Below are 21,141 nucleotides of genomic sequence, written 5' to 3' on the forward strand. Positions count from 1 at the left end.
GCTTGCCCTCAAGCCCCTGGATTTGTAGGGTGCAACTTTCCCCGGCAAGGAGCCAACCGATGTCGCTTTACCAAACCCAGGACCTATCACTAGACCTGGGCGCAGAGCTGCCGCAGGACAGCAGCATGAACATGCTGACGTTCCCCGAACGCGGCACCACCTTGGTGATCGCCCGCAGCCCGCTCCCCGCAGACCAGTCCTTCGACATCGCCTACCGCCAGCAGCTCGAACAACTGCGCAGTCGCCTCGATGCACACATCACCGAGCCTCAAGCCACGACCTGCGGCATGGCGCAAGCCATCCAGGGCCTGGAGGTCGGCCTGCAGTTCCAGCGTGGCGAAATTCGCTCGCACCAGCGTCAACTGGCCTATCCCCATGTGCAGGCACAGCGTCTAATGGTGCTGAGCTATAGCAAGGAGACACCGCTGAGGGAAAACGACCTCATGCACTGGCAAGCCATCAAGGCGAGCCTGCAGATACGCTGACACCCCTCCAGCAAGGAAGCCCGGATTCATGGCGCAGGACCTCCACGCCGCCCGCAAGGACGACCTGATACTGCACCCACCGTTGATGGCCGAGCTCACCAGCGCGCTGACCGAGGCGGTGGTCTATGCGGCCGCCACGGCCGCAGTGGGTGCGGCCTTGGGCGCCGCCGTCGCCGCCACCATCGGCACCGGCGGTGCGGCGGCTGCACTGGTGCCGGTGGCCGCCGGCCTGCTGGTAGGCGCGGCCAGTTCGCTGCCCGGCGGCGGCGACAAGAGCATCGGCGAACACATTTCCGACTTCAGTGACTGGGTCGGCAACTCGTTGTTCCCGCCCGAGCCCTATGGCGCCATCCTGACCGGCTCCGCCAACGTCCATATCAACGGCATGCCCGCTGCCCGTGCTGCCGGCATCAGCCTGGGCGTCGAGGCTTCGCCCGACAGTCCCGAGCCCCCCTCCATCCTGGAAAACGTCGGCGCCTACGCCATGCTGGGCGCCTCGATGATGCTCCCGATCATCGGCATGGCCCAGGACATCGCCAGCATCTTCAACCCGCCCATCACCACTCCTGCCGATCCCGGCACCCAGGAGAGGGGCGAGGATACCGTCACCTGCAGCAAGCACCCGGCCAAGAACTTCCTCGCCCAGGGTTCGGACAAGGTCTTCATCAACGGCCAGCCCGCCGTGCGGGTGGGCGACAAGACCACCTGCGACGGGCCAGTGGGCATGACCTTCTCGCCCAATGTGCGCATCGGCGGCGGTACCCTGACCGTGCGCGACATCCGCGACGGCAAGAGCGCGCTGGCCAAGATCATCGGCATCGTGGCCGGCATGCTCCTCTCGCGCCGGGGCGGCAAGGCCCGCTCACGCCCGGGCAAGGCACCCAAGCCAAAGTCGATGATTCCCAAGTGCAAGGGCCATCCGGTGATCGTCTCCAGCGGTGCCAAGCTGCTCGACGGCCCTGACGACCTGGATTTCGCCCTCCCCGGCCTGCTGCCGATCGAGTGGGCCCGGCGCTACGACAGCAACGACACGCGCGACGATGGTGTGTTCGGCCTCGGCTGGAGCCTGCCTTATGAAGTGCGCATCGAGCGTGTACCCCACCCTGAAGGGGGCGAGCTGTGGATCTATGTCGACGAGGAAGGCACGCGTATCGAACTGGGACGCCTGCAGCCAGGCAGCGCGCTGGTCAGCAGCCTCGACGGCCTGGCGTTCTTCCATCAGGATGCCGGCATCACCGTGGTCGAGGACATCTACAGCGGCCAGTACCAGGTACTGCGCACCGACCCGCACGACCCGAGTCGTTCACGCCTGGTGCAACTGGGGGATCGCAACCTCAACCGCCTTGACCTGCTCTACGACAACGACGGCCGCCTGCAGTACCTGGTCGACACCTTTGGCCGCACGGTGGTCGAACTGCTCTACGACAGCGTGCATGCTCGCCGCGTCGGCCAGGTGCAACGTCTGTTCCTGCGCGGGGGCAACGACTTTGTGGTCGAACGCCGTGAAACCCTCGCCACCTACACTTACACCCCTGCCGGTCAACTGAGCGAAGTACACGAGCCGGGCGGCCAGGTGCTGCGACGCTTCAGCTATACCCCTGAAGGCCTGATGGCCAGTCACACCCTGGCCAGCGGTGCGACCTTCCATTACCAGTGGCAGCGCTTCGCCGCCGTCCCTCGTCCGACACCGAACCTGCCGCCGCTGCTCGAGCCGCAGCCAGACCATGAGTGGCGGGTGATCCGTCACTGGAGCGAAGACGGCGAGGACTACCACTTCCACTACGACCTGGCGCAGGGTCATACCGAGGTCACCGACAGCCTAGGTCGCAAGGAACATTTCGAGTGGGGCCCGTTGCACGAGGTATTGGTGTACGTAGATGCACTGGGCCAGCGCTGGCAGGAAGAGGTCGTCCAGGGCCAGTTGCTGGCGAGCATCGACCCGCAAGGCGCCGAGTGGCGATACCACTACGATGCACTCGGGCGCCTGATCGAAAGCCATGACCCACTTGGACGTTGCGAGCGCACCACCTACACCGAGCACTGGGCGCTGCCCACACACATCAGCGATGGCGCAGGCCACACCTATCGCAACGCCTACGACACCCGCGGCAACCTGATCAGTACCACCGATCCGCTGGGGCGCACCACGCGCTACCGTCACGATCGGCAAGGCCGGGTGGAACAGGTCACCGATGCTCAGGGCAAGACCCGCCAGCTGGAATGGAACGCCCGAGGGCAACTGATTCGCTACAGCGACTGCTCCAACCGCACCACCCTCTGGCGCTATGACGAGCGCGGTCACCTGAGCGAAGTCTTCAACGGCCGCAACAACCGCACCCGCTATCGTTTCGACGCCCGTGGCCACCTGCTGGAAAGCACCCGCGCAGACGGGCGCGTCGACCGCTACCAGGTAAACCTGTCGGGGCAGTTGACCCAGCACATCGACCCTGGGCAGCAGCTCACCCGATGGCACTACGACGAGCGTGGGCGCCTCAGCCAACGCACCGACGCCATGGGGCTCACCCTTCGCTTCGCCTGGGATGCGCACGACCGCCTGCAACGTCTGGAAAACGAAAACGGCGAGCACTACGCCTTCCACTGGGATGCCCTGGACCGCCTGGCCGCCCAGCACAACCTCGATGGCGGCGGTCACAGCTATCGCTACGATGCAGCGGGCAATGTCATCGAGGCGAAGCTGCACCCGGCCCGCGACGCCGAGCCGACGTTCACCGGCAGCCCGCCGGAACCCGAAGCGTCGATACAGTCGCAATACTTCGAGTACGACGACGCCGGGCGCCTGTTGCGCAAGCGCACCGACGACGGCGTCACCGACTACGAATATGACCTCGCCGACAACCTGCTGGCGATCACCTTCACCAACCTGCAGGGCGAGCCAAAACGGCTCGCCTTCAGCCATGACGCCCTCGGGCAACTGCTGAGCGAAACCGGTGAAGCGGGCCGGCTTGCCTACGAACATGACGAACTGGGCAACCTGCAGACCCTGACCCTGCCTGATGGCCGACGCCTCAACCATCTGTACTACGGCAGCGGCCACTTGCATCAGCTCAACCTCGACGGCCGTGTGATCTGCGATTTCGAGCGCGACGAGCTGCATGCCGAAGTCCTGCGCACACAAGGCCGAATCCAGACCCGGACCCGCTACGACAGCACCGGGCGCCTGCTGGAAAAAGCCCTGCATGTACAGGGCGCAGCCCCCGGCAGCCTGGCCCTGCTGAGCAAGCAGTATCGTTATGACGACAGTGACAACCTGATCGGCGAGGACTTCATCCAGTGTCAGCGAGCCCGCGACGGCGAGCCGCCCACGCACGCCCAGATCATCGGTCGCCTGTTCGGCACCGACGCCAGCGGCAACGTCCAGCGCGGCCAGGTTCGCTACGACTATGGCCCCACAGAACGCATCCATGGCGCCAGCCACACACTGCCCCATCGCAATGGCCAACAGGTCGAGCACTACGGCTACGACAAGGCCGGCAACCTGCTCGACGGTTACCCGATCAAGGGCTACGTACGGCACAACCGCCTCAAGGTCTACCAGGACAAGCGCTACCGCTACGACCGCTTCGGCCGCCTCAGCGAAAAACGCACTGGCGCGCACCTGATCCAGTGCTTCGAATACGACGCCGAGCACCGTCTGGTGCGCGTGCACCAGCAGCGAGGGCCGGTGCTCGAGCGGGTGGAATTCGACTACGACCCGCTCGGCCGCCGGATCGCCAAGCGCCTGTACCGTAACGATCACCCTAACCCTTTCAGCCAGACCCTTTTCCTCTGGCAGGGTCTGCGCCTGTTGCAGGAAATCCAGGACGACAAACCCAGCCTGTACGTCTACGCCGACAGCGACAGCTACGAACCCCTCGCCCGCCTCGACGGCGCACCCGGCGCCGAACTGCTGCACTACTTCCACACCAACCTCGCCGGGCTGCCCGAGCAGCTCACCGATGAAAACGGCGTGACCGTGTGGCAAGGTGAGTTCGAGACCTGGGGCAAGTGTCGGGAAGAATGGCACCATGCCGGGCAGAACCGTCAGCAGAATCTGAGGTTTCAGGGGCAGTACCTGGACCGGGAGACAGGGCTGCACTACAACACGTTCAGGTTCTATGATCCGGAGGTGGGGCGGTTTACGCAGCAGGATCCGATTGGCATCTCGGGAGGCATAAATACCTACACATATGCGTCAAATCCTTTCAAATGGGCTGACCCACTAGGTTTATCACCTTGTGAAGAGCTGACGCGGCGGCAGGCACTCAACAGGGCAAAAGATCTAGCAGGTGTGCCGCGCTCACAACAACCAGACAGGCAATGGACAGTGGGTAACGATCAAAAGCGTAGGGGACAAACGAACTACCTATACTCAACAGACAAGGGTTCCCATGGTCGTTACTATGAATATACCGACGCACAGGGTCACAAAAAAGTTGTGGCTGAACACACCGCCGATCCCAAAGCAACAAGAAAACACACCCACGCCGGGCAGGCGAAACCTGGTGCAGATCCGCGATATTACGACTTCAAAGAAAATAGATACTTGAAGATAACCCCTAAATCTGGAGACCACCACATATACTATGGACCGATCCCTGAGCAATAAACTACTGACTTCCAGGGCAAAAAAATATGCCTCATGCCTTCTCGGCGCTGAATCATATCGCCTTCAAAATTTACTACCAGAGGATTTTTCTTGGCATAGAGAAACCATCAGCCTCATGCACTCGCTAACGCAAAAGCCTGATGGAGCCTTATTACCCAAGCCAGCGAGAACAGATGACATCACAAAAACGATAATGAATGCATCCAATGTAAAAAACATCTTTGACTGCTGGATCTTTTTTGAAAATCAGATAGGCATAAACTTTCACGGACATGAATTTGGAGACTTCTTAAAAAGCTTATTTCACCTAAACAAAAGCTACGACATTCAACTAGCATTCACCAACCCGGATTTCATAATATCGTTGAACGACGAAGAGCATTTCATTGAAATTCACATCATCAAGCCATCGAAAAAACTTTGCGAAACCGAGTAAAATTCACTCATCCCGTGCCAGCACACAACGCATCAGCGATAATAATTCGGCTTACAGCAGCCACTCAAAAAGCATGATTAAAATCATTAAAAACACAGCGCGAACAATTCATACTCATTGCGATCCAGAACATGCCAAGAAAGTCATACATCATTCATGCTGTGTTAAGGCCACAACTCGCCAAAACCAGTGCGACTATCTGTGCCACTGAGCCCCTTCGATTTTTTTGGGTGTGATTGATGATGAAGCTCGCCCCTCAAAAAATTAATTTTGTCATCAACACCACACAGCTCAACGCAAAGTACGACGAGACTGGTGCCGCATCGATTCAGGTTGAAGCTCAGCGAATCGAACACATCGAAAATAACACCTACGCCGTGGCGACACTTGTTTTTGAGCGTGTCGCTGAGATGCGCTGTATCACACTCAATTTTTTCGAGCGCGAGTATCAGAACTACGAAATTCTGGGCAGCCGAGGCGATGAAGTAGAAACTTGGCGAAAGACCGGACTTCATCCTGACCCAAAATTCTATGAGGTCGTCGATTCAGCGCTGTTGGCAGAAACAAATCCGTTGTATGACCCTGCCAACTTTCTTTCATTGAAGCACTATATCGTCGCGGGGTACGACAGCTATGTTGAGATCATCGCCGACAGCTATCAATACTCTCTTGAGTAAATTTCCATAGATGAAGACACCTCAGCGGCGCTGAAAACCGAATCCTTTCCCTGTATACCACCGTCATGAAAATCATCAAACTCACCGAAAACCACGACGGATACACTCTAGACAGCAGCGAATACCCAGCTTATGTCGAGAGCGTAAAGCATTTACTCCCAGAGAATATTTACAACTTTATGAGCAGTGCTTGGCACTACAATCCCTCCGATTCCCGATGCTTACATGAGGCCCGGCTAAAAAGCATTAGATTCGAAGAGCATGACATCGACGAATGCTACGCCAACACCGCTCAAATAATCCTAAACGGAGCTTACGGAGACACCCTGAAACTTACCTATACAAAAGTCTCAAGTTACTCCGTCGAAAAAAGACCCACAGGATGGCCTGCCAACCAATCCACTCACGGCGACCTCATAACTGACGAAATGACAATAATGGACAACACCAGCAAGCTTCGGCACGAATTGGTATTCGAGGACGCCACTGTAAAAATAATCTTCGAGAGCTTTGATTTCAAAATAGACACACAGAAATGATTAAAACACTTCTTCAGGGGCGGACTTTAGTTTCCGAGATCAAGTCTGACACACCACAATCCAGAACCTGGATAGAGTTATCCCTGCAGGACCATCTAATTCCTGCGTATCCACTGAGGACCGAACCCTACTCAATGATCGGGCATTCCCCTTACGCCCACCAATGCCGCATTGAAGAGGCGCGCTTCAAAGCTCGGCTGAACACGTTCAACGCCGAAGATATAGAGCAGGCGCTAGACCCCTCGTACGATCGAGTTGGCTCATTCAGAGCACTTGAATCAATAGCTGAGCTGAAGGTCTTTCTCAGCAAAAACAGTCTGGTTCTGGAGGACTTTGTCGATGCCTCGGATGTGGATGAATATCCATTGTGAACAAGCCGTTGAGCCACCTTTATCCGAAGACCTGCAAACGTGCCAGACCCAAGGCCTACGCAGTACCTGTGGGAGCGGGTTTACCCGCGAAGCAAACACCGCGGTAGATGGCACCGGCTTCGCCGGTGTTCGCGGGCAAGCCCGCTCCCACAGGTACTGCACAGGCCGGGCAGGAGCCATACCTGCTAGAAACAGCGAATCTCGACCTGCCCCCCTTCCATCCGCACCTGCCACACCCGCAACCGCTGCCCCGCATCCTCCAGGCAACGTCCATCACGCAAGCTGAAATGCTGCTTGTACAACGGCGCCGCCACCACCAGCTCGCCTTGCAGGCTGCCAATCAATCCCCGCCCGATAACATTGGCCCCTGAACGCGGGTCGCGGTTGTCCACGGCATACAATGTCTGCTCCTGCCCGGGCAGGTAGAACAGCGCGACCTGCTCGCCGTCGAGCCAGACCACCACCCCCGAATCGGCAATCAGATCATCGACCCGGCACACCGACTGCCAGATATCCTGTGGTGCAACGACAGCATTGGACAGGTTCATCAAACGAGCTCCTCGACGGTAGGGATCAACTCCAGCGGCGTAGCCGGTCGACGCTGTTCGCGCTCACGCACGAAATGCACATCCGGGTCAGGCCGCTGGTCGTTGACGAAGGTGCGGAAGCGCTTGAGCTTCTCCGGGTCTTTCAAGGCGTTGGCCCATTCGCATTCGTAGCGGTCGACCACATGCTGCATCTGCGCTTCCAGCTCTTCGGCAAGGCCCAGGCTATCGTCAAGGATCACCGCCTTGAGATAGTCCAGCCCGCCGTCCAAGCCTTCGCGCCACACCGAGGTGCGCTGCAGTTTGTCGGCGGTGCGGATGTAGAACATCAGCACGCGGTCGATCAGGCGGATCAGGGTGTCGTCGTCCAGATCGGTGGCGAACAGTTCGGCATGGCGCGGGCGCATGCCACCGTTGCCACAAACGTACAGGTTCCAACCCTTGTCGGTGGCGATCACACCGATATCCTTGCTCTGCGCCTCGGCGCATTCACGGGTGCAGCCGGACACCGCGAACTTGAGCTTGTGCGGCGAACGCAGGCCCTTGTAGCGGTCTTCGATGCGCAGGGCCATGGCGACGCTGTCCTGCACGCCGTAGCGGCACCAGGTGCTGCCCACGCACGACTTCACCGTGCGGGTCGACTTGCCGTAGGCATGGCCGGTCTCGAAGCCCGCCTCGATCAGCTCGCCCCAGATCAGCGGCAAGTCGTGCAACTGCGCGCCGAACAGGTCTATGCGCTGGCCGCCGGTGATCTTGGTATAGAGATCGTATTTCTTCGCTACCTGGCCGATCACGATCAGCTTGTCGGGGGTGATTTCACCACCCGGGATGCGCGGCACCACCGAGTAGGTGCCGTTCTTCTGCATATTGGCCATGAACGTGTCGTTGGTGTCCTGCAGCGGTACCAGCGAAGGGTCCATGATCGGCTGGTTCCAGCACGAGGCGAGGATCGAGCCCACGGTCGGCTTGCAGATGTCGCAACCGACATGCCCCTTGCCGTGGCGCTCAAGCAGCTCGTTGAAGGTACGAATCCCCTCGACCCGCACCAGCGCGTACAGCTCCTGGCGGGTATAGGCGAAGTGCTCGCACAGGCTCTTGTCGACCGTCACGCCGCGCGCGGTCAGTTCGTGCTCGAACACCTGCTTGAGCAGCGCCGCACAACCACCGCAGCCGCTGGCCGCCTTGGTGCAGCCCTTGACCGCAGCCAGGTCGGCACAGCCACTGTCGATGGCCGCGCAGATCGCGCCCTTGCTGACGTTGTGGCAGGAGCAGATGGTCGCGCTGTCGGGCAGGGCATCGGCGCCCAGAGTCGGCGCGCCGCCGCTCTGCGGCAGGATCAGCGCCGCCGGATCCTGCGGCAGGGCGATGCCGTTCTGTACGTACTGCAGCAGGGTGTCGTAATAGCTGTTGTCGCCGACCAGTACCGCGCCGATCACCCGCTTGCCGCTGGCGTCGACCACCAGGCGGCGGTAACTGGCGTTGGCCTCGTCGATATAGCGGTAGCTGCGCGCGCCTGGAGTGGCGCCGTGCGCGTCGCCGATGGAGCCGACATCGACCCCCAGCAGCTTGAGCTTGGTCGACATGTCGGCACCGGTGAACTCGGCACTGGCCTCGCCGACCAGCAGCGCAGCAAGGTTGCGCGCCATGCTGTAGCCCGGGGCAACCAGGCCGAACACGCTGCCGTTCCACGACGCGCACTCGCCGATGGCGAAGATCCGTGGATCGCTGGAACGGCAGTTGCCGTCGATGACCACACCGCCGCGCGGGGCAATCTCCAACTCGCAGGCACGCCCCAGGGCATCACGCGGACGGATGCCGGCAGAGAACACGATCAGGTCGGTTTCCAGGTACTCGCCGCCGTCGAAATTCATGCGATGGCGATACTCTTCTCCCGGATCGATCGACTGGGTAGCGCGAGACAGATGCACGCCGACACCCAACGCTTCGATCTGCGCACGCAAGGCCGCGCCCCCGTCATGATCGAGCTGCACCGGCATCAGCCGTGGCGCGAACTCCACGACATGAGCCTCCAGGCCCAGCGACTTGAGCGCATTGGCTGCCTCGAGACCCAGCAACCCGCCACCAACCACCACGCCACGCCGGGCCCCGGCGGCCGAGGCGCGGATGTCGTCAAGATCGTCGAGGGTGCGGTAGACCAGGCAGGCGGTACCGGTGGAGCCTTCGATCGGCGGTACGAACGGGTAGGAGCCGGTGGCGAGGATCAGTCGGTCGTAACCGTAGCGGCCCTGGGCAGTGACCACTTCGCCCAGCGTGCGGTCGATCTCCAGTACCGCTTCGTGCAAGTGCAGGTGCACGCCGTGCTGGCCGTAGAACTCGGGTTCGCACATGGCCAGAGCCTCGGCGTTGCTGCCGGCGAAGTATTCCGACAGGTGCACACGGTCGTAGGCGCGCTGGCGCTCCTCGCCGAACACGCGCAGCTCGAAGCGCGCCAGGGCGCCACGCTCGATCAGTTGCTCGACCAGGTGATGACCGACCATGCCGTTGCCGACAATGACCAGTCGCTCTCGTTGTCCGCCGTTCGCTGTTGCCTTCATAGCCGATCCTCGATCACGGTGTGCGGGGCTTGCCCGCGGCAAAGACAAAAAAAGGCGCCTGGAGCCGAAGCTCCAGGCGCCTTTGCCTGTACTCATCAGTGTGAGGCCCCTGTTGATCGCCGTTGATCAGTGGGGCTGTGTTGTAAATCTCTAAAAGCAGGGAGCGTGCCAAGGTTCAATCGGTGCTGACGTGATCGCGGGACAAGCCCGCGTCCACGGGGGATGCAACGTTGCGCGACCTGTGGCAGCGCGCTTGCCCTGCGCTAGCGCCGCACGCTGCACCGCCTCAAGCCGGTGCACCGCTCCCCATCCCGGTGCACTCAATACACATCGCGTCGATAACGCTTGCTCTTGCCCAACCCCTCGACATAAGCCGCTGCCGCCTCGGCGCTCATCCGCCCGTGCTCGGCCACGACCTGGCGCAGCGCGGCATCGACATCCTTGGCCATGCGCTGGGCATCGCCGCAGATGTAGAAGTAAGCCCCCGCCTCCAGCCACTGCCACAGCTCGGCACCCTGTTCGAGCATGCGCTGCTGCACGTACAGCTTCTCGGCCTGGTCACGCGAGAACGCCGTGCTCAGGCGCAGATGACCGCTGGCCTCCCAGGCCTGCAACTGCTCGCGGTAATAGAAATCGAAGGCAGCATGCTGCTCACCGAAGAACAGCCAGTTGCCGCCGGTCGCACCGCGGGCTTCGCGTTCTTCGAGAAAGGCACGAAACGGCGCGATACCGGTGCCCGGGCCAACCATGATGAGCGGCGTGGCATCGTCGTCCGGCAGTCGGAAATGCCGCGCGACCTGCGGGAAGATCGCCACCTCCAGCGCTTCGGCGCGGTCGGCGAGAAAGCTTGAGCTCACGCCCTTTCGCTGGCCATAGCGCACGGTTGAAACAGTCAGGTGCACCTGCTGTGGATGGGCCTTGGGGCTGGAGCTGATCGAGTACATGCGTGGCTGCAAGGGCTTGAGCAGGGTCAGCCAGTGCTCCAGTGACAGTTGCGGCGCGAAGGCAGCGAGCACATCGGCCAACTGCCGCCCCCACAGCCAGTCCGTGAGTTCGGCCTTGTGCTCGGGCAGCAGCAACCGACGCAGTTCACCGGCCTCCGGCGCCTGGCTGAAGGCTGCAAGCTGCTGCGAAGTGACCCGGGCGATCTCCAGGTGCCGCTCCATCGCCTCGGCCAACGGCATCGCCGGCAGGTCGGGCAGTTGCACGCACGTCTGGCCATCGAGCCCCATCAGCTCGAGCAGCTCCTGGACCAGCGCCGGGCAGTTGCGCGGCCAGACACCCAGCGCATCGCCTGCCTCGTAGACCAGCCCGGTGCCTTGCAGGTCGAACACCACCTGGCGCGTTTCCTTGGTCGCTCCGGGCGCATTGAGCACACGGTTCTCGATGATGGGAGCCAGGCAGGGCTGCTGCCTGCCGAACACTGGCACCGGCTTGGCTGTGACCTGCGCAGCGGCCGTCGACCCCAGCAGCGGCAACAACGCCTGCAGCCATGTGGCGAACGATGGATCGAAATCCGGTTCGCAATCGACCCGATCGAGCAGACGTCGGCCGCCCAGTTCAGCCAGACGCTGGTCGAGCTTGCGGCCAAAGCCGCAGAACTGGTCGTAGCTGGAATCACCCAACGCCAGCACGGCGAAGGGCAGTGCCGCACACTGTGCCCCCTCCTCGCCCTGCAACGCCTGCCAGAACGCCGAAGCGCAGTCAGGCGCATCGCCGTCACCAAAGGTGCTGGTGATCAGCAGCACGCTGGCGGCGCCACGCAACTGGCTGGGGCTGACGGCATCCATGCAGCTCAGCTCGACGGCCAGGCCCGCTTCGCGCAGATGCGCCGCACAGCGCTCGGCCAGCGCCTCGCCATTGCCGGTCTGCGAGGCCCACAGCACCCGATGCCTGGCAACCTCGGCCATGGCGACCGGCGCCACCACCGGCTGGGCGAACAGGCCGGCGATCAAGCCATCGACGAACAAACGACTGGCAGGCGCCAGCGGCGCACCGGGCGGCAGGCTAGGCACCCCCGCTGTGCGCACCTGCCCAAGGCCGAGCAGGAAACCCTGCAGGTAACGACGCTCCTCGTCCGACAGGACGGGGGCCGGCAGGCTGTCCAGGCCCAGCAGGCGAGCCAGGGTGTCGGTGGGCATGGTGGCAGACTCCGTAGAAATCGCGCAGGGCAGCTCGAGTGCCTCGATGCGTTCGCCTGCAACCCGCTCCAGGGTCACGGCGCAATGCTTGAAGGCCGGTTGCAGGGAGGTTGGATCGACGGCATCGCAGGTCACGGCGTTGATCGCCAGTTGCTCGCCGTACAGGTCGTTCCAGTGAAAAGGGGCAAAGCAGTTGCCGACCAGCACCCGCTCGCTGATGCGTGCCGGCAGCACGGCCTGGCCGCGGCGCGAGCGGATCGCCACCTGGTCCTTGTCGGCGATGCCCAGGCGTCGGGCGTCCTCGGGATTGATCTCGACGAAGGGGCCGGGCTCGAGCTTGTTCAGGCTCGGCACCTTGCCGGTCTTGGTCAGGGTGTGCCACTGGTGCTGCACGCGGCCGGTGTTGAGCACCAGCGGAAAGTCGGCATCCGGCAGCTCGGCCGGCGCCAGCCAGGGCCGAGCGAAGAACCGCGCCTTGCCACTGGGCGTGGGAAAGGCCAGTGCGGGGCGCTCGCCTTGGGCATCGTGCAGCAGCGCCTGGCTGCTGCCGTCGTTGAGATAGCGCAGCGGGCTGCGGTCGTCCGCGCGCCCGGGCGCACTTGGCCACTGGCGCGGCTTGTCGCGTAGCTCGGCGTAGCCGATGCCACGCAGGTCATAGCCGGTGGCGGGGTTCCAGAAACGGCGGATCTCGTCGTACACCGCTTCGGCATCGGCATAGCTGAACGCCTCGGCATAGCCCATGGCACAGGCGATGCGGGCGATGATGCGCCAATCCTCAAGGCTTTCGCCGGGCGCTGCGACCGCACGCGGCATCAGGGTGAGGTTGCGCTCGCTGTTGATCATCACGCCCTCGCCCTCGGCCCACAACGCGGCCGGCAGCAGGATGTCGGCATGGCGGTTGGTCTCGGTGTCGAGGAAGGCGTCCTGGGCAATCACCAACTGCGCCTCTTGCAGGCCGTCGATCACCTGCTGGCGGTTGGCGACACTGGCCACCGGGTTGCTGCAGATGATCCAGCAGGCCTTCACTTGCCCGGCCTTCATCTGCTCGAACAGCGCCACCGTGCCTTCACCGCCTTCACTGCGCAGTGCGCCCGGCGCCAGGCCCCACTGCTGCTCGACGAACGCACGGTCGCCCGCCACCTGCGCCGAACGCTGGCCCGGCAGACCCGGGCCCATGTAGCCCATCTCACGGCCGCCCATGGCGTTGGGCTGGCCGGTCAGCGAGAACGGTCCGCTGCCAGGTCGGCAAATCGCGCCGGTGGCCAGGTGCAGGTTGCACAGCGCGTTGCTGTGCCAGGTGCCATGGATGCTCTGGTTGAGGCCCATGGTCCAGCAGCTCATCCACTCCGACGCCCCGCCGATCCAGGCAGCCGCCTGACGGATATCGGCCTCGGCAAGGCCGGTCAGGGCCGCGACCCGTTCGGGGGGGTAGTCGGCGAGAAACGCAGGCATCTCGTCCCAGCCCTCGGTGTGGCGGGCGATGAAGTCGATGTCTGTATGGCCGTTCTCGTGCAGCAGGTAGAGCAAGCCGTTGAGCAGGGCCAGATCACTGCCCGGGCGCACCTGGAGGAACAGGTCGGCCTTGTCGGCGGTGGCACTGCGACGCGGGTCGACGACGATCAGCCGAGCCCCGGCCTTCATTCGGTCGAGCAGACGCAGGAACAGGATCGGATGACAGTCGGCCATGTTGGCGCCAATGACGAAGAACACCTCGGCACGCTCGAAATCCTGGTAGCTGCCCGGCGGGCCGTCGGCGCCCAGCGACTGCTTATAGCCGCTGCCGGCACTGGCCATGCACAGCCGCGAGTTGGATTCGATATGGCGGGTGCGGATAAAGCCCTTGGCCAGCTTGTTGGCCAGGTATTGAGCCTCCAGCGACATCTGCCCGGACACATAGAGCGCCACGGCATCCGGCCCGTGCTCGTCGATGATCGCGCGCAGGCGCGCGGCCGATTGCGCAATGGCGTCGTCCATGCCGGTGCGCACCGGCTGCTGGCTGCGCTGCTGGCGCACGAAGGCGTGCTCCATGCGTCCGGCAGCGGACAGTGGCAGGTGTGCGGTGAGGCCCTTGGTGCACAGGCGTCCGAAGTTGCTCGGATGCTGTTTGTCACCGCTGATCTTGACCACCTTACCCTCGGCCACGGTCATGACAATGCCGCACCCGACCCCGCAATACGGGCAAACGCTGCGCACCTCGCTGCTGCTCATGGGCGGTCTCCCTGAAAACGCAAAAGGCGCCGGCTACCCGGCCTGCAGGGCAAGCGGGGTAACACGGCGCCTTTGTCGTGAAGATGTAGGGCCCCTCGGCGTTGAGGGGTCCGGATGCTGCTGAATCAGCAATTTGCGGGCCAGTTGCGCAATGGCGGTGGCCTTGGCGCGGGCAACCCGCACCCACAGGCCTGCGTAGCCCCAGAGGGCGGGTCGCCCCGCGAAAACATCGACGCGATATCCGCCCCGTCTTGATGCCCCCGCGCACCAGAAGATGACACAACGCCCAACCGACTATATGATCCGTATACGTTTCATATACCAGGAAGACACCCCATGGGCATCGTCAAGATCTGCGACGACCTCCACGAAGACCTGCGCATCGCCAGCGCCGCGATGTCGCGCTCGATCAACGCCCAGGCCGAACACTGGATCCGCATCGGCATGCTCGCCGAACTGCACCCCCAGGCCACCTACCAGGAACTGCTGCGTCAACTGCTGCGCCAGGAACAAGCGAATCTCAAGGAGCTGCTGCAATGAGCGAGGTGATACTCAAGAACCCCGAGCAACTGGCATTGATGCGCAGAGCCGGGCAGTTGCTGGCGCAGGTATTCGCCGACCTCGACGGTTTCATCCGCGCCGGGGTGACCACGATGCAGATCAACGACCGCGCCGAAGCCTTCATCGTCGAGACGCTCAAGGCGCGCCCGGCGAGCAAGGGCCAGTACGGCTTCCCCTATTCGCTGAACACCTCGGTGGACCAGGTCGTCTGCCACGGCATGCCCAAGGTTGACGAGGTGCTGCAGGAAGGCTCGATCATCAACGTCGACATCACCCTGGAACAGGGCGGCTATATCGCCGACTCGTCGAAGATGTACCGCATCGGCGCAATCAGCGAGGAGGCCCGGCGCCTGGTCGACACCACCTACGAGGCGCTGTGGAAAGGCATTGAACAGGTGCGTCCCGGCGCCACCCTGGGCGATATCGGCCATGCCATCCAGCAGTTCGCCGAGGCGGCGGGCTACAGCGTGGTACGCGAGTACTGCGGCCACGGCATCGGCCGGCAGATGCACGAAGCGCCGCAGGTGCTGCACTACGGCCAGCGCGGCATGGGCCTGAAACTCAAGCCCGGGATGGTGTTCACCATCGAACCGATGATCAACCAGGGCGCCCGCGGCACGCGCACGCTGAAAGATGGCTGGACGGTGATCACCCGCGATGGCGGGCTGTCGGCGCAGTGGGAGCACACCGTCGCGGTGACCGAGCAGGGCTATGAAGTGCTGACGCTGCGAGCGGAAGAAGGCCGGCGTTGAGGCCTGCGTAGACGGCCCCCTTGCTGCCTCTCTACAATCGCGCCACACCCCTCGCCCCGGACACTCTTCATGGACGAATCCGCACAGCATTGGCTGCATGCCCTCTCCGCCCCGATGGCCGCACTCAACGGTGCCAGCTACACCGCCGCCGAATACTTCGAAGGCGAAGACCAGACCGACCTGGAAAGCGGCTGGGGCATCAGCACCCGTGCTCAGTTGCTCGACGTGCTCGGCATGGCCGACAACGGCCACGCCAGCGAGATGAGCAACGCCTACTGGCAGTTCCAGCGCTGCCTGCCAAGCCAGTGGCAGGCACTGCTCGCTACGCTGACACCACGTGACCAGGTCAAGTACAACTACGCCGCCCGCACCTTTCCCGACTGCGGCCCGGGCGGAACCCGCGCCTGGGACATCGGACGCATGAGCTTTCTGCTGCGCGCCGGGGTGAAAAAGGGCCATATCAGCCGCGACGAAAGCCTCTACCTGCACTATCGCCTGGCCTTGCGCGCCCGCCATTACTACAACCGCTGGGACAGCTACATCGCCGGGTACCTGTTCGGCAAGGCGCTGTGGAATGTCTCCGACAGCAGCGACGAAACGTTCGCCGCCAACCTGGAGCGTCAGGGCAACGAACACTGGAATCGCTGCATTGCCCTGAACCTGAGGATCGGCGCCAACGCGCTGCTCGCCGACCTGCCCTGGGAGCTGCCGTTGCCTGAGCCGGAACGCCCGGCATCACTGGAAGAGGACTGCTGGTCATGAGTTGCTGGATTCGCCTGGGCATCGAGCCGACCCAGGACCTCGACACCATCCGCCAGGCCTACCGCGGCCGCCTGCCGACGCACCATCCGGAAACCGACCCCGAAGGCTTCCAGGCCCTGCGCGCCGCCTACGAGGAAGCACAGCGCCTGGCCCGCGAACACGCCGAAACCGGCGCGGCGCCCGAGCAGCAAGCAGCCGAAGGGCAGACCGAAGCGTCCACCAGCGAAGCCTTCGAGGCGTTCCATGCACTGCTCGAAGACTCCACTCGCCGTTACGAACCCCAAGCCTGGCAGGACTACATCGCCCAGCTCGACGAACTGCCCCTGGAGCAACTGGAAGACCTCAGCTGGCGACTGCTGCACAACCTGCGCAACTGCGGACCGATCTCGTACCAGTGCGCACGCCTGCTGGCCCAGCGCATGGGCTGGGCCGAGCAATTGCTGCGCCTGGCGCCGGAGGATGCCCAGGAGATAGAGGCCTTCCTGCAACGCATCGAGGAACCCGATCCCTTCGACACCCGCCTGATGCACAGCTGGTCGCCCGCCGCGCAACTGGAAACCCTTTGGTACTTCCGCAGCCTCGGCTACTACCATCAGGAGCGCCCGCTGTTCGAGTACGCACAGTTCGCCGGGTGCCACACCTGCGTGGCGTTCCCCGACGACGAGCATCTGGTTCAGCGTCTGACCGAACAGTTCAGCCAAGTGGGTATCGGCAGCCTCACCCTGCATGCACGACTGCAGCTCCAGCACCAGCAGGCGCCGGACGATGTCGACCTGCTGTTCTTGCTGGCCCGCCAGGCCGACGCCCTGGGCGCCGAGCAGCAAGCCCTGGACTGCTGGCTACGGCTGTGGCGCGAACACCGCCACCCGCAGGCCGAACGCTGGCTGCTCGACCTCTGCGCGCGCTACCAGCCGCAACGCCTGCCACTGCTGATCCAGGCCCTCGACCAGCAGAGCACGCCCGACACCTGGCCCGCCGACCTGGCCGATCCGGCACAGGTCTTGGGCAGCCCGGCACAGTCGCCGCAGACACTGGCGCGCTGGTCCGAAGCCTCGCGCCTGGGCCTTGAGGGCATCGCCGCCACCTACATCGACTGGCGCCTGGACGGCGACGACGAACTGCCGCTGCTCGCCTGGCTGCTGCCCAACCAGGACGATCGCGAATTGCACCGCCGCTACTGGCAGGCCTGGGCCCTGCAACGCGGTGAAGCCGGCTTGCTGCGCACCATTGTCGATGAGCGCCTGGGCAACGACCCGCTCGATGCCTTGATCCTCGAAGGCTTCCAGCGCCAGGCGGCGCAGCAACTGCATTGGCTCGAACATTCACCGGTGGCGCGTGCACTGGTGGAGTATTGCGCACGTGACGAGGGGCCGGTGGAACTGCCAGAGGCGCTCAAGTCCGACGCACTGCACCCGGCCTGCCGCGAGTGGCTGCGGCGCATGCGGGTTTATTCGCCGCGAGCGCTGGGCGAGCTGAACGAGCATTTCGACATGCGCCGCATGTTCACCGTGCCATTCGGCCTGGTGCTGATGGAAGAACTGGCACTGAACGGCATCGAGCTGCCGCCGATGGTCGAGGGCGAAGCACTGTGGAACTGGCATCGCCAACAGTTGTTCATGCTGGCCACGGCGCAACAGCCGCAACGCTGGCTGGACCTGGCGCCACCGCAACTGGCCGCCCAGCTCACCTACCCGAGCGACCATCCGTTCGCCCCCCTGCACAAGGTACTGATCGCCCGTCAGGCTCAGTTCAACGAACACAATGCCCTGCTCGGCTGGATGGACGACCGCGACCCGCTGCAGGCACTGGTCGCCAGCCGCCTGCACACACTGGGTTACGTGTTCGGCAGCACTCGCCTGCCCAGCGCGGTACGTCTGCTCGAATGCCTGGAAGAAGACGTCGGTACCCTCGACGGCCACCCACTGGGCTACATGCTGCTATGCGCAGTGCTGTACCACGACCCAGAGCTCGATGCTCAACAGCGCGCCCGCTTGCGCGATCGCCTCGAGGCGATGAACAACGACAGCCCCTGGTTCGCCCCGCTGCGCGATGGCCTGATCGCCGGCAAGGTCAAGCGTCCGCCGCGCCAAGCGGTAGAGCAGGAAGAGAAGGTCGACGGCAAGCTGCTCAACGAGATCCTCGATGCCTTCAATCACCTGGTAAAATCCGCATCCCCGCCAGGCACCCGCAGCCTGATGCGCCTGCAAAAAGCCAAGGATGACCTGGACCAGGACACCGGCCTGCGCTGCGCCAGCATGGCGATACTGGCTCGCGCCGAACGCTTGCTGATGGCCCGTGTCAGCCAGACGCCGGTACCCTCCTGGGCATTCTGGCGCCTGGACAGCCGCCTCAATCGCAGCGACCTCATCGCCCACGTGATCGTGATGCTGCTGGCGGGCACGGCGCTGACCACCGCGACCAAGAGCCCGATGCTCTGGACCCTTGTCGTGTTGCTGCTGTTGACATCCTTCCTGCGGCGCTTGCGCGACTTGGGCCAGGGCGTCTGGGCACTGGTGGGGTTGCTGGCCGTCAGCCGCCTGCTGCCATTCGCACCGCTGCTTCTGGTGGGGCTACCCGGCGACAAGCTGGCCAACCGCTATGGCCCTTCACCGGACGACCCCGACCAGTTGCAACTGGGCCTGCAAGTGGCCCTGCGACGCCTGAACCATCCCTGATCAGTAGCGCAGCTCGTCCAGCGCCTGGCTCAACTGCTGGCGCTGGCGACTGATCTCGGTGGCCTGCTGGCCAGCGAGCACGGCATTGAAGGCGTCCAGCCAACTGCCGATGAGGTCGCGCTCATCTCCCAGGCTCTGCATCCAGGCGCGCTCCAGGCGGGCCAGCAGGGTGCGATTGGGCAAGGCGTCGCGCGGGTGGATCTTCAATCTCGCCAGACGCTCGTGGCTGGCCTGGCGGGCGTCGCTGTCCAGCCCGGTCGGGCTGCGGTCGATGCTGTGGCTGTGCTTGTGCCCGGTTTCGAGGAACGTCACGTCCACTTCGAGCAGGCCATTGATGTCGTAGCTGAAGCGCACATCCAGCGACTGCACCTGGCCGGTCGGCTGCAACGGAATCTCGAAACTGTCGACCAGAATGTTGTCGCGCACCCAGGGCCGCTCGCCCTGGTACACGGCGATGCGCACCACTTTCTGCTCCGGATGGCTGCTGTAGAAGCGCTGCACACGGGAGGTGGGGATCACCGTGTTGCGCTCGATGATCGGGGTAAAGGCCCCGGACACGTCCTCGCCACGGGACGAGGCGACCCCCAGGGTGTAAGGACAGACATCGGTCAGGATCAACTCGTCGATCGCCGAATCCCGCGCCTTGCAGGCTGCCTGGCTGGCGGCGCCAAGAGCGACGATGGTGTCCGGATCGAGGTGGCGGTACGGCAGGCGGCCGAACAGCTTGGCCACCAGTTGCTGGATCTGCGGCATGCGCGTGGCCCCACCGACCAGCACCAGGCTGTCCAGTTCGCGCGGGCTCAGGCGCGCATCACGCAGGGCCTGCTCGATGGGGGTCCGTACCCGTGCCAGCAACGGCGCCCAGATCGACTGCAGCCGGGCCTGGTCAAGCACCCATTCGCGGGCCTGGCCATCGCCGCTCCAGTGCAGGGTGCGACTGCCCTCGCCCACCTCGCGTTTCAGCTGCTCGATCGCATCATGCAGGCTCGACAGCGCCTGGGGCTCAAGGGTTTCGGCACTGAGGTTCCAGTCACGCAGGCAGGCATTGAGCAAGGCCTCGGTGAAATCCTCGCCCCCCAGATAGTTGTCACCGGTTGAGGCATGCACCTCGATCAGCGGCAAGGCGTATTCCAGCACAGTGACGTCAAAGGTCCCGCCGCCCAGGTCGAACACCAGGGTGCGCTCGAACTTCTGCTCGTGCAGCCCGTAGGCCATGGCGGCCGCGGTCGGCTCGTTGATCAGGCGCTGCACCTTCAGCCCCGCCAGCTCCGCAGCGAAGACCGTGCGCTTGCGCTGTTCGTCGCTGAAATAGGCCGGCACCGAAATCACCGCTTCACTGACCGGGCACCCCAGATACGCCTCGGCATCCTGCTTCAACGCACCCAGCACCAGAGCCGAGAGTTCTTCCGGGGTGAAGCGGTGCTCGCCGAGCTCGAAGCGCTTGTCACTGCCCATGAAGCGCTTGAAGGCCGCAGCGGTGCGATGGGGGTGGGTGGTCAGGCGGGCGCGAGCGGCGCTGCCCACCAGGATGCTGCCATCGTCGTCGACGCTGACCACCGACGGCGTCAGCACCTCGCCCACGGCGTTGGCGATCAACTGCGCCTTGCCGTCCTGCCAGACCGCGATAAGGCTGTTGGTGGTCCCCAGGTCGATACCCAGCAGTGGGGTCGACGGCGTGGGCGTTGGAGAGGTGCTGGCATCCTGCATGGTCGGTCTCTGCTTGCAAGGTAGAGCCGGCGCGCGGCCTGCTGGCTGCATCCGGCGTGTAGGGGGATTCTGACGCAATGAGCCAGCGAGTTGAAGGCGTAGATGCGAACCCGGCGTGCCT

14 protein-coding genes are annotated in these 21,141 nt (G+C 63.5%); 10 read left to right on the forward strand and 4 right to left on the reverse strand.

Going from position 1 to position 21,141, the window contains the following annotated elements; all coding sequences use genetic code 11:
• Positions 1-59 precede the first annotated feature (59 nt).
• The 6 genes from VA602_RS01050 (at position 60) to VA602_RS01075 (ending at position 7,114) form a co-directional block, all read left to right on the forward strand.
• Positions 60-485 carry a DcrB-related protein gene (locus VA602_RS01050; RefSeq protein ID WP_323452229.1) on the forward strand — a complete coding sequence of 142 codons (426 nt, stop codon included), beginning with the start codon at positions 60-62 and terminating at the stop codon, positions 483-485.
• Positions 486-513: 28 nt separating this feature from the next.
• A complete protein-coding gene (locus VA602_RS01055) occupies positions 514-5,091 on the forward strand; it encodes an RHS repeat-associated core domain-containing protein (RefSeq protein WP_323452230.1) in 4,578 nt (1,525 codons plus the stop codon).
• Positions 5,069-5,527, forward strand: a complete 459-nt coding sequence (locus VA602_RS01060) for a hypothetical protein (protein ID WP_323452231.1) — start codon at positions 5,069-5,071, stop codon at positions 5,525-5,527. The genes VA602_RS01055 and VA602_RS01060 overlap by 23 nt, the downstream gene beginning before the upstream one ends.
• A 239-nt stretch (positions 5,528-5,766) precedes the next feature.
• Positions 5,767-6,204 carry a hypothetical protein gene (locus VA602_RS01065; RefSeq protein WP_323452232.1) on the forward strand — a complete coding sequence of 146 codons (438 nt, stop codon included), beginning with the start codon at positions 5,767-5,769 and terminating at the stop codon, positions 6,202-6,204.
• Between the two features lie 65 nt (positions 6,205-6,269).
• Positions 6,270-6,743 (forward strand): hypothetical protein, encoded by a 474-nt coding sequence (locus tag VA602_RS01070; RefSeq protein WP_323452233.1) that lies wholly within the window; start codon positions 6,270-6,272, stop codon positions 6,741-6,743.
• The gene (locus tag VA602_RS01075; RefSeq protein ID WP_323452234.1) at positions 6,740-7,114 is read left to right on the forward strand and encodes a hypothetical protein; all 375 of its coding nucleotides are present in this window, start codon (positions 6,740-6,742) and stop codon (positions 7,112-7,114) included. The genes VA602_RS01070 and VA602_RS01075 overlap by 4 nt, the downstream gene beginning before the upstream one ends.
• Positions 7,115-7,299: 185 nt before the next feature.
• On the opposite strand, the gene nirD is transcribed toward VA602_RS01075, so the two are convergent.
• The 3 genes from nirD to VA602_RS01090 all read right to left on the reverse strand — a co-directional run bounded on the left by nirD (position 7,300) and on the right by VA602_RS01090 (position 14,563).
• Positions 7,300-7,662, reverse strand: coding sequence for a nitrite reductase small subunit NirD (nirD, locus tag VA602_RS01080; protein WP_323452235.1), 363 nt, complete (start codon positions 7,660-7,662; stop codon positions 7,300-7,302).
• Entirely contained in the window at positions 7,662-10,214 is a 2,553-nt protein-coding gene (gene nirB / locus VA602_RS01085) for a nitrite reductase large subunit NirB (protein ID WP_323452236.1), read from the reverse strand. Before nirB ends, nirD begins: the two co-directional genes overlap by 1 nt.
• Positions 10,215-10,534: 320 nt before the next feature.
• Positions 10,535-14,563 carry a bifunctional nitrate reductase/sulfite reductase flavoprotein subunit alpha gene (locus VA602_RS01090; RefSeq protein ID WP_323452237.1) on the reverse strand — a complete coding sequence of 1,343 codons (4,029 nt, stop codon included), beginning with the start codon at positions 14,561-14,563 and terminating at the stop codon, positions 10,535-10,537.
• A 336-nt stretch (positions 14,564-14,899) separates the two neighbouring features.
• Between VA602_RS01090 and VA602_RS01095 the strand changes: the two genes are divergently transcribed.
• The 4 genes from VA602_RS01095 (at position 14,900) to VA602_RS01110 (ending at position 19,313) form a co-directional block, all read left to right on the forward strand.
• Positions 14,900-15,103, forward strand: a complete 204-nt coding sequence (locus VA602_RS01095) for a ParD-like family protein (RefSeq protein ID WP_054890915.1) — start codon at positions 14,900-14,902, stop codon at positions 15,101-15,103.
• Positions 15,100-15,876 carry a type I methionyl aminopeptidase gene (gene map / locus VA602_RS01100; protein ID WP_186667095.1) on the forward strand — a complete coding sequence of 259 codons (777 nt, stop codon included), beginning with the start codon at positions 15,100-15,102 and terminating at the stop codon, positions 15,874-15,876. The genes VA602_RS01095 and map overlap by 4 nt, the downstream gene beginning before the upstream one ends.
• Positions 15,877-15,945: 69 nt before the next feature.
• On the forward strand, positions 15,946-16,638 hold the full coding sequence (locus VA602_RS01105) for a DUF1266 domain-containing protein (protein ID WP_063545825.1): 693 nt from the start codon (positions 15,946-15,948) through the stop codon (positions 16,636-16,638).
• Positions 16,635-19,313 carry a DUF805 domain-containing protein gene (locus VA602_RS01110; RefSeq protein ID WP_323452238.1) on the forward strand — a complete coding sequence of 893 codons (2,679 nt, stop codon included), beginning with the start codon at positions 16,635-16,637 and terminating at the stop codon, positions 19,311-19,313. Before VA602_RS01105 ends, VA602_RS01110 begins: the two co-directional genes overlap by 4 nt.
• On the opposite strand, the gene VA602_RS01115 is transcribed toward VA602_RS01110, so the two are convergent.
• Positions 19,314-21,020, reverse strand: a complete 1,707-nt coding sequence (locus tag VA602_RS01115; protein WP_063545827.1) for a molecular chaperone HscC — start codon at positions 21,018-21,020, stop codon at positions 19,314-19,316.
• Positions 21,021-21,141: the final 121 nt, after the last annotated feature.

The sequence above is a fragment of the Pseudomonas machongensis genome (assembly GCF_034961125.1).
Lineage (GTDB): Bacteria > Pseudomonadota > Gammaproteobacteria > Pseudomonadales > Pseudomonadaceae > Aquipseudomonas > Aquipseudomonas machongensis.

Excerpts from the sequence above, each read along its gene's own strand:
- VA602_RS01115 (WP_063545827.1), bottom strand. The coding sequence starts at position 21,020 with ATGCAGGATGCCAGCACCTCTCCAACGCCCACGCCGTCGACCCCACTG.
- VA602_RS01105 (WP_063545825.1), top strand. The coding sequence starts at position 15,946 with ATGGACGAATCCGCACAGCATTGGCTGCATGCCCTCTCCGCCCCGATG.
- VA602_RS01065 (WP_323452232.1), top strand. The coding sequence starts at position 5,767 with ATGATGAAGCTCGCCCCTCAAAAAATTAATTTTGTCATCAACACCACA.
- nirB (WP_323452236.1), bottom strand. The coding sequence starts at position 10,214 with ATGAAGGCAACAGCGAACGGCGGACAACGAGAGCGACTGGTCATTGTC.
- VA602_RS01095 (WP_054890915.1), top strand. The coding sequence starts at position 14,900 with ATGGGCATCGTCAAGATCTGCGACGACCTCCACGAAGACCTGCGCATC.
- VA602_RS01050 (WP_323452229.1), top strand. The coding sequence starts at position 60 with ATGTCGCTTTACCAAACCCAGGACCTATCACTAGACCTGGGCGCAGAG.
- VA602_RS01110 (WP_323452238.1), top strand. The coding sequence starts at position 16,635 with ATGAGTTGCTGGATTCGCCTGGGCATCGAGCCGACCCAGGACCTCGAC.
- VA602_RS01075 (WP_323452234.1), top strand. The coding sequence starts at position 6,740 with ATGATTAAAACACTTCTTCAGGGGCGGACTTTAGTTTCCGAGATCAAG.
- VA602_RS01055 (WP_323452230.1), top strand. The coding sequence starts at position 514 with ATGGCGCAGGACCTCCACGCCGCCCGCAAGGACGACCTGATACTGCAC.
- nirD (WP_323452235.1), bottom strand. The coding sequence starts at position 7,662 with ATGAACCTGTCCAATGCTGTCGTTGCACCACAGGATATCTGGCAGTCG.
- VA602_RS01090 (WP_323452237.1), bottom strand. The coding sequence starts at position 14,563 with ATGAGCAGCAGCGAGGTGCGCAGCGTTTGCCCGTATTGCGGGGTCGGG.
- map (WP_186667095.1), top strand. The coding sequence starts at position 15,100 with ATGAGCGAGGTGATACTCAAGAACCCCGAGCAACTGGCATTGATGCGC.
- VA602_RS01060 (WP_323452231.1), top strand. The coding sequence starts at position 5,069 with ATGGACCGATCCCTGAGCAATAAACTACTGACTTCCAGGGCAAAAAAA.
- VA602_RS01070 (WP_323452233.1), top strand. The coding sequence starts at position 6,270 with ATGAAAATCATCAAACTCACCGAAAACCACGACGGATACACTCTAGAC.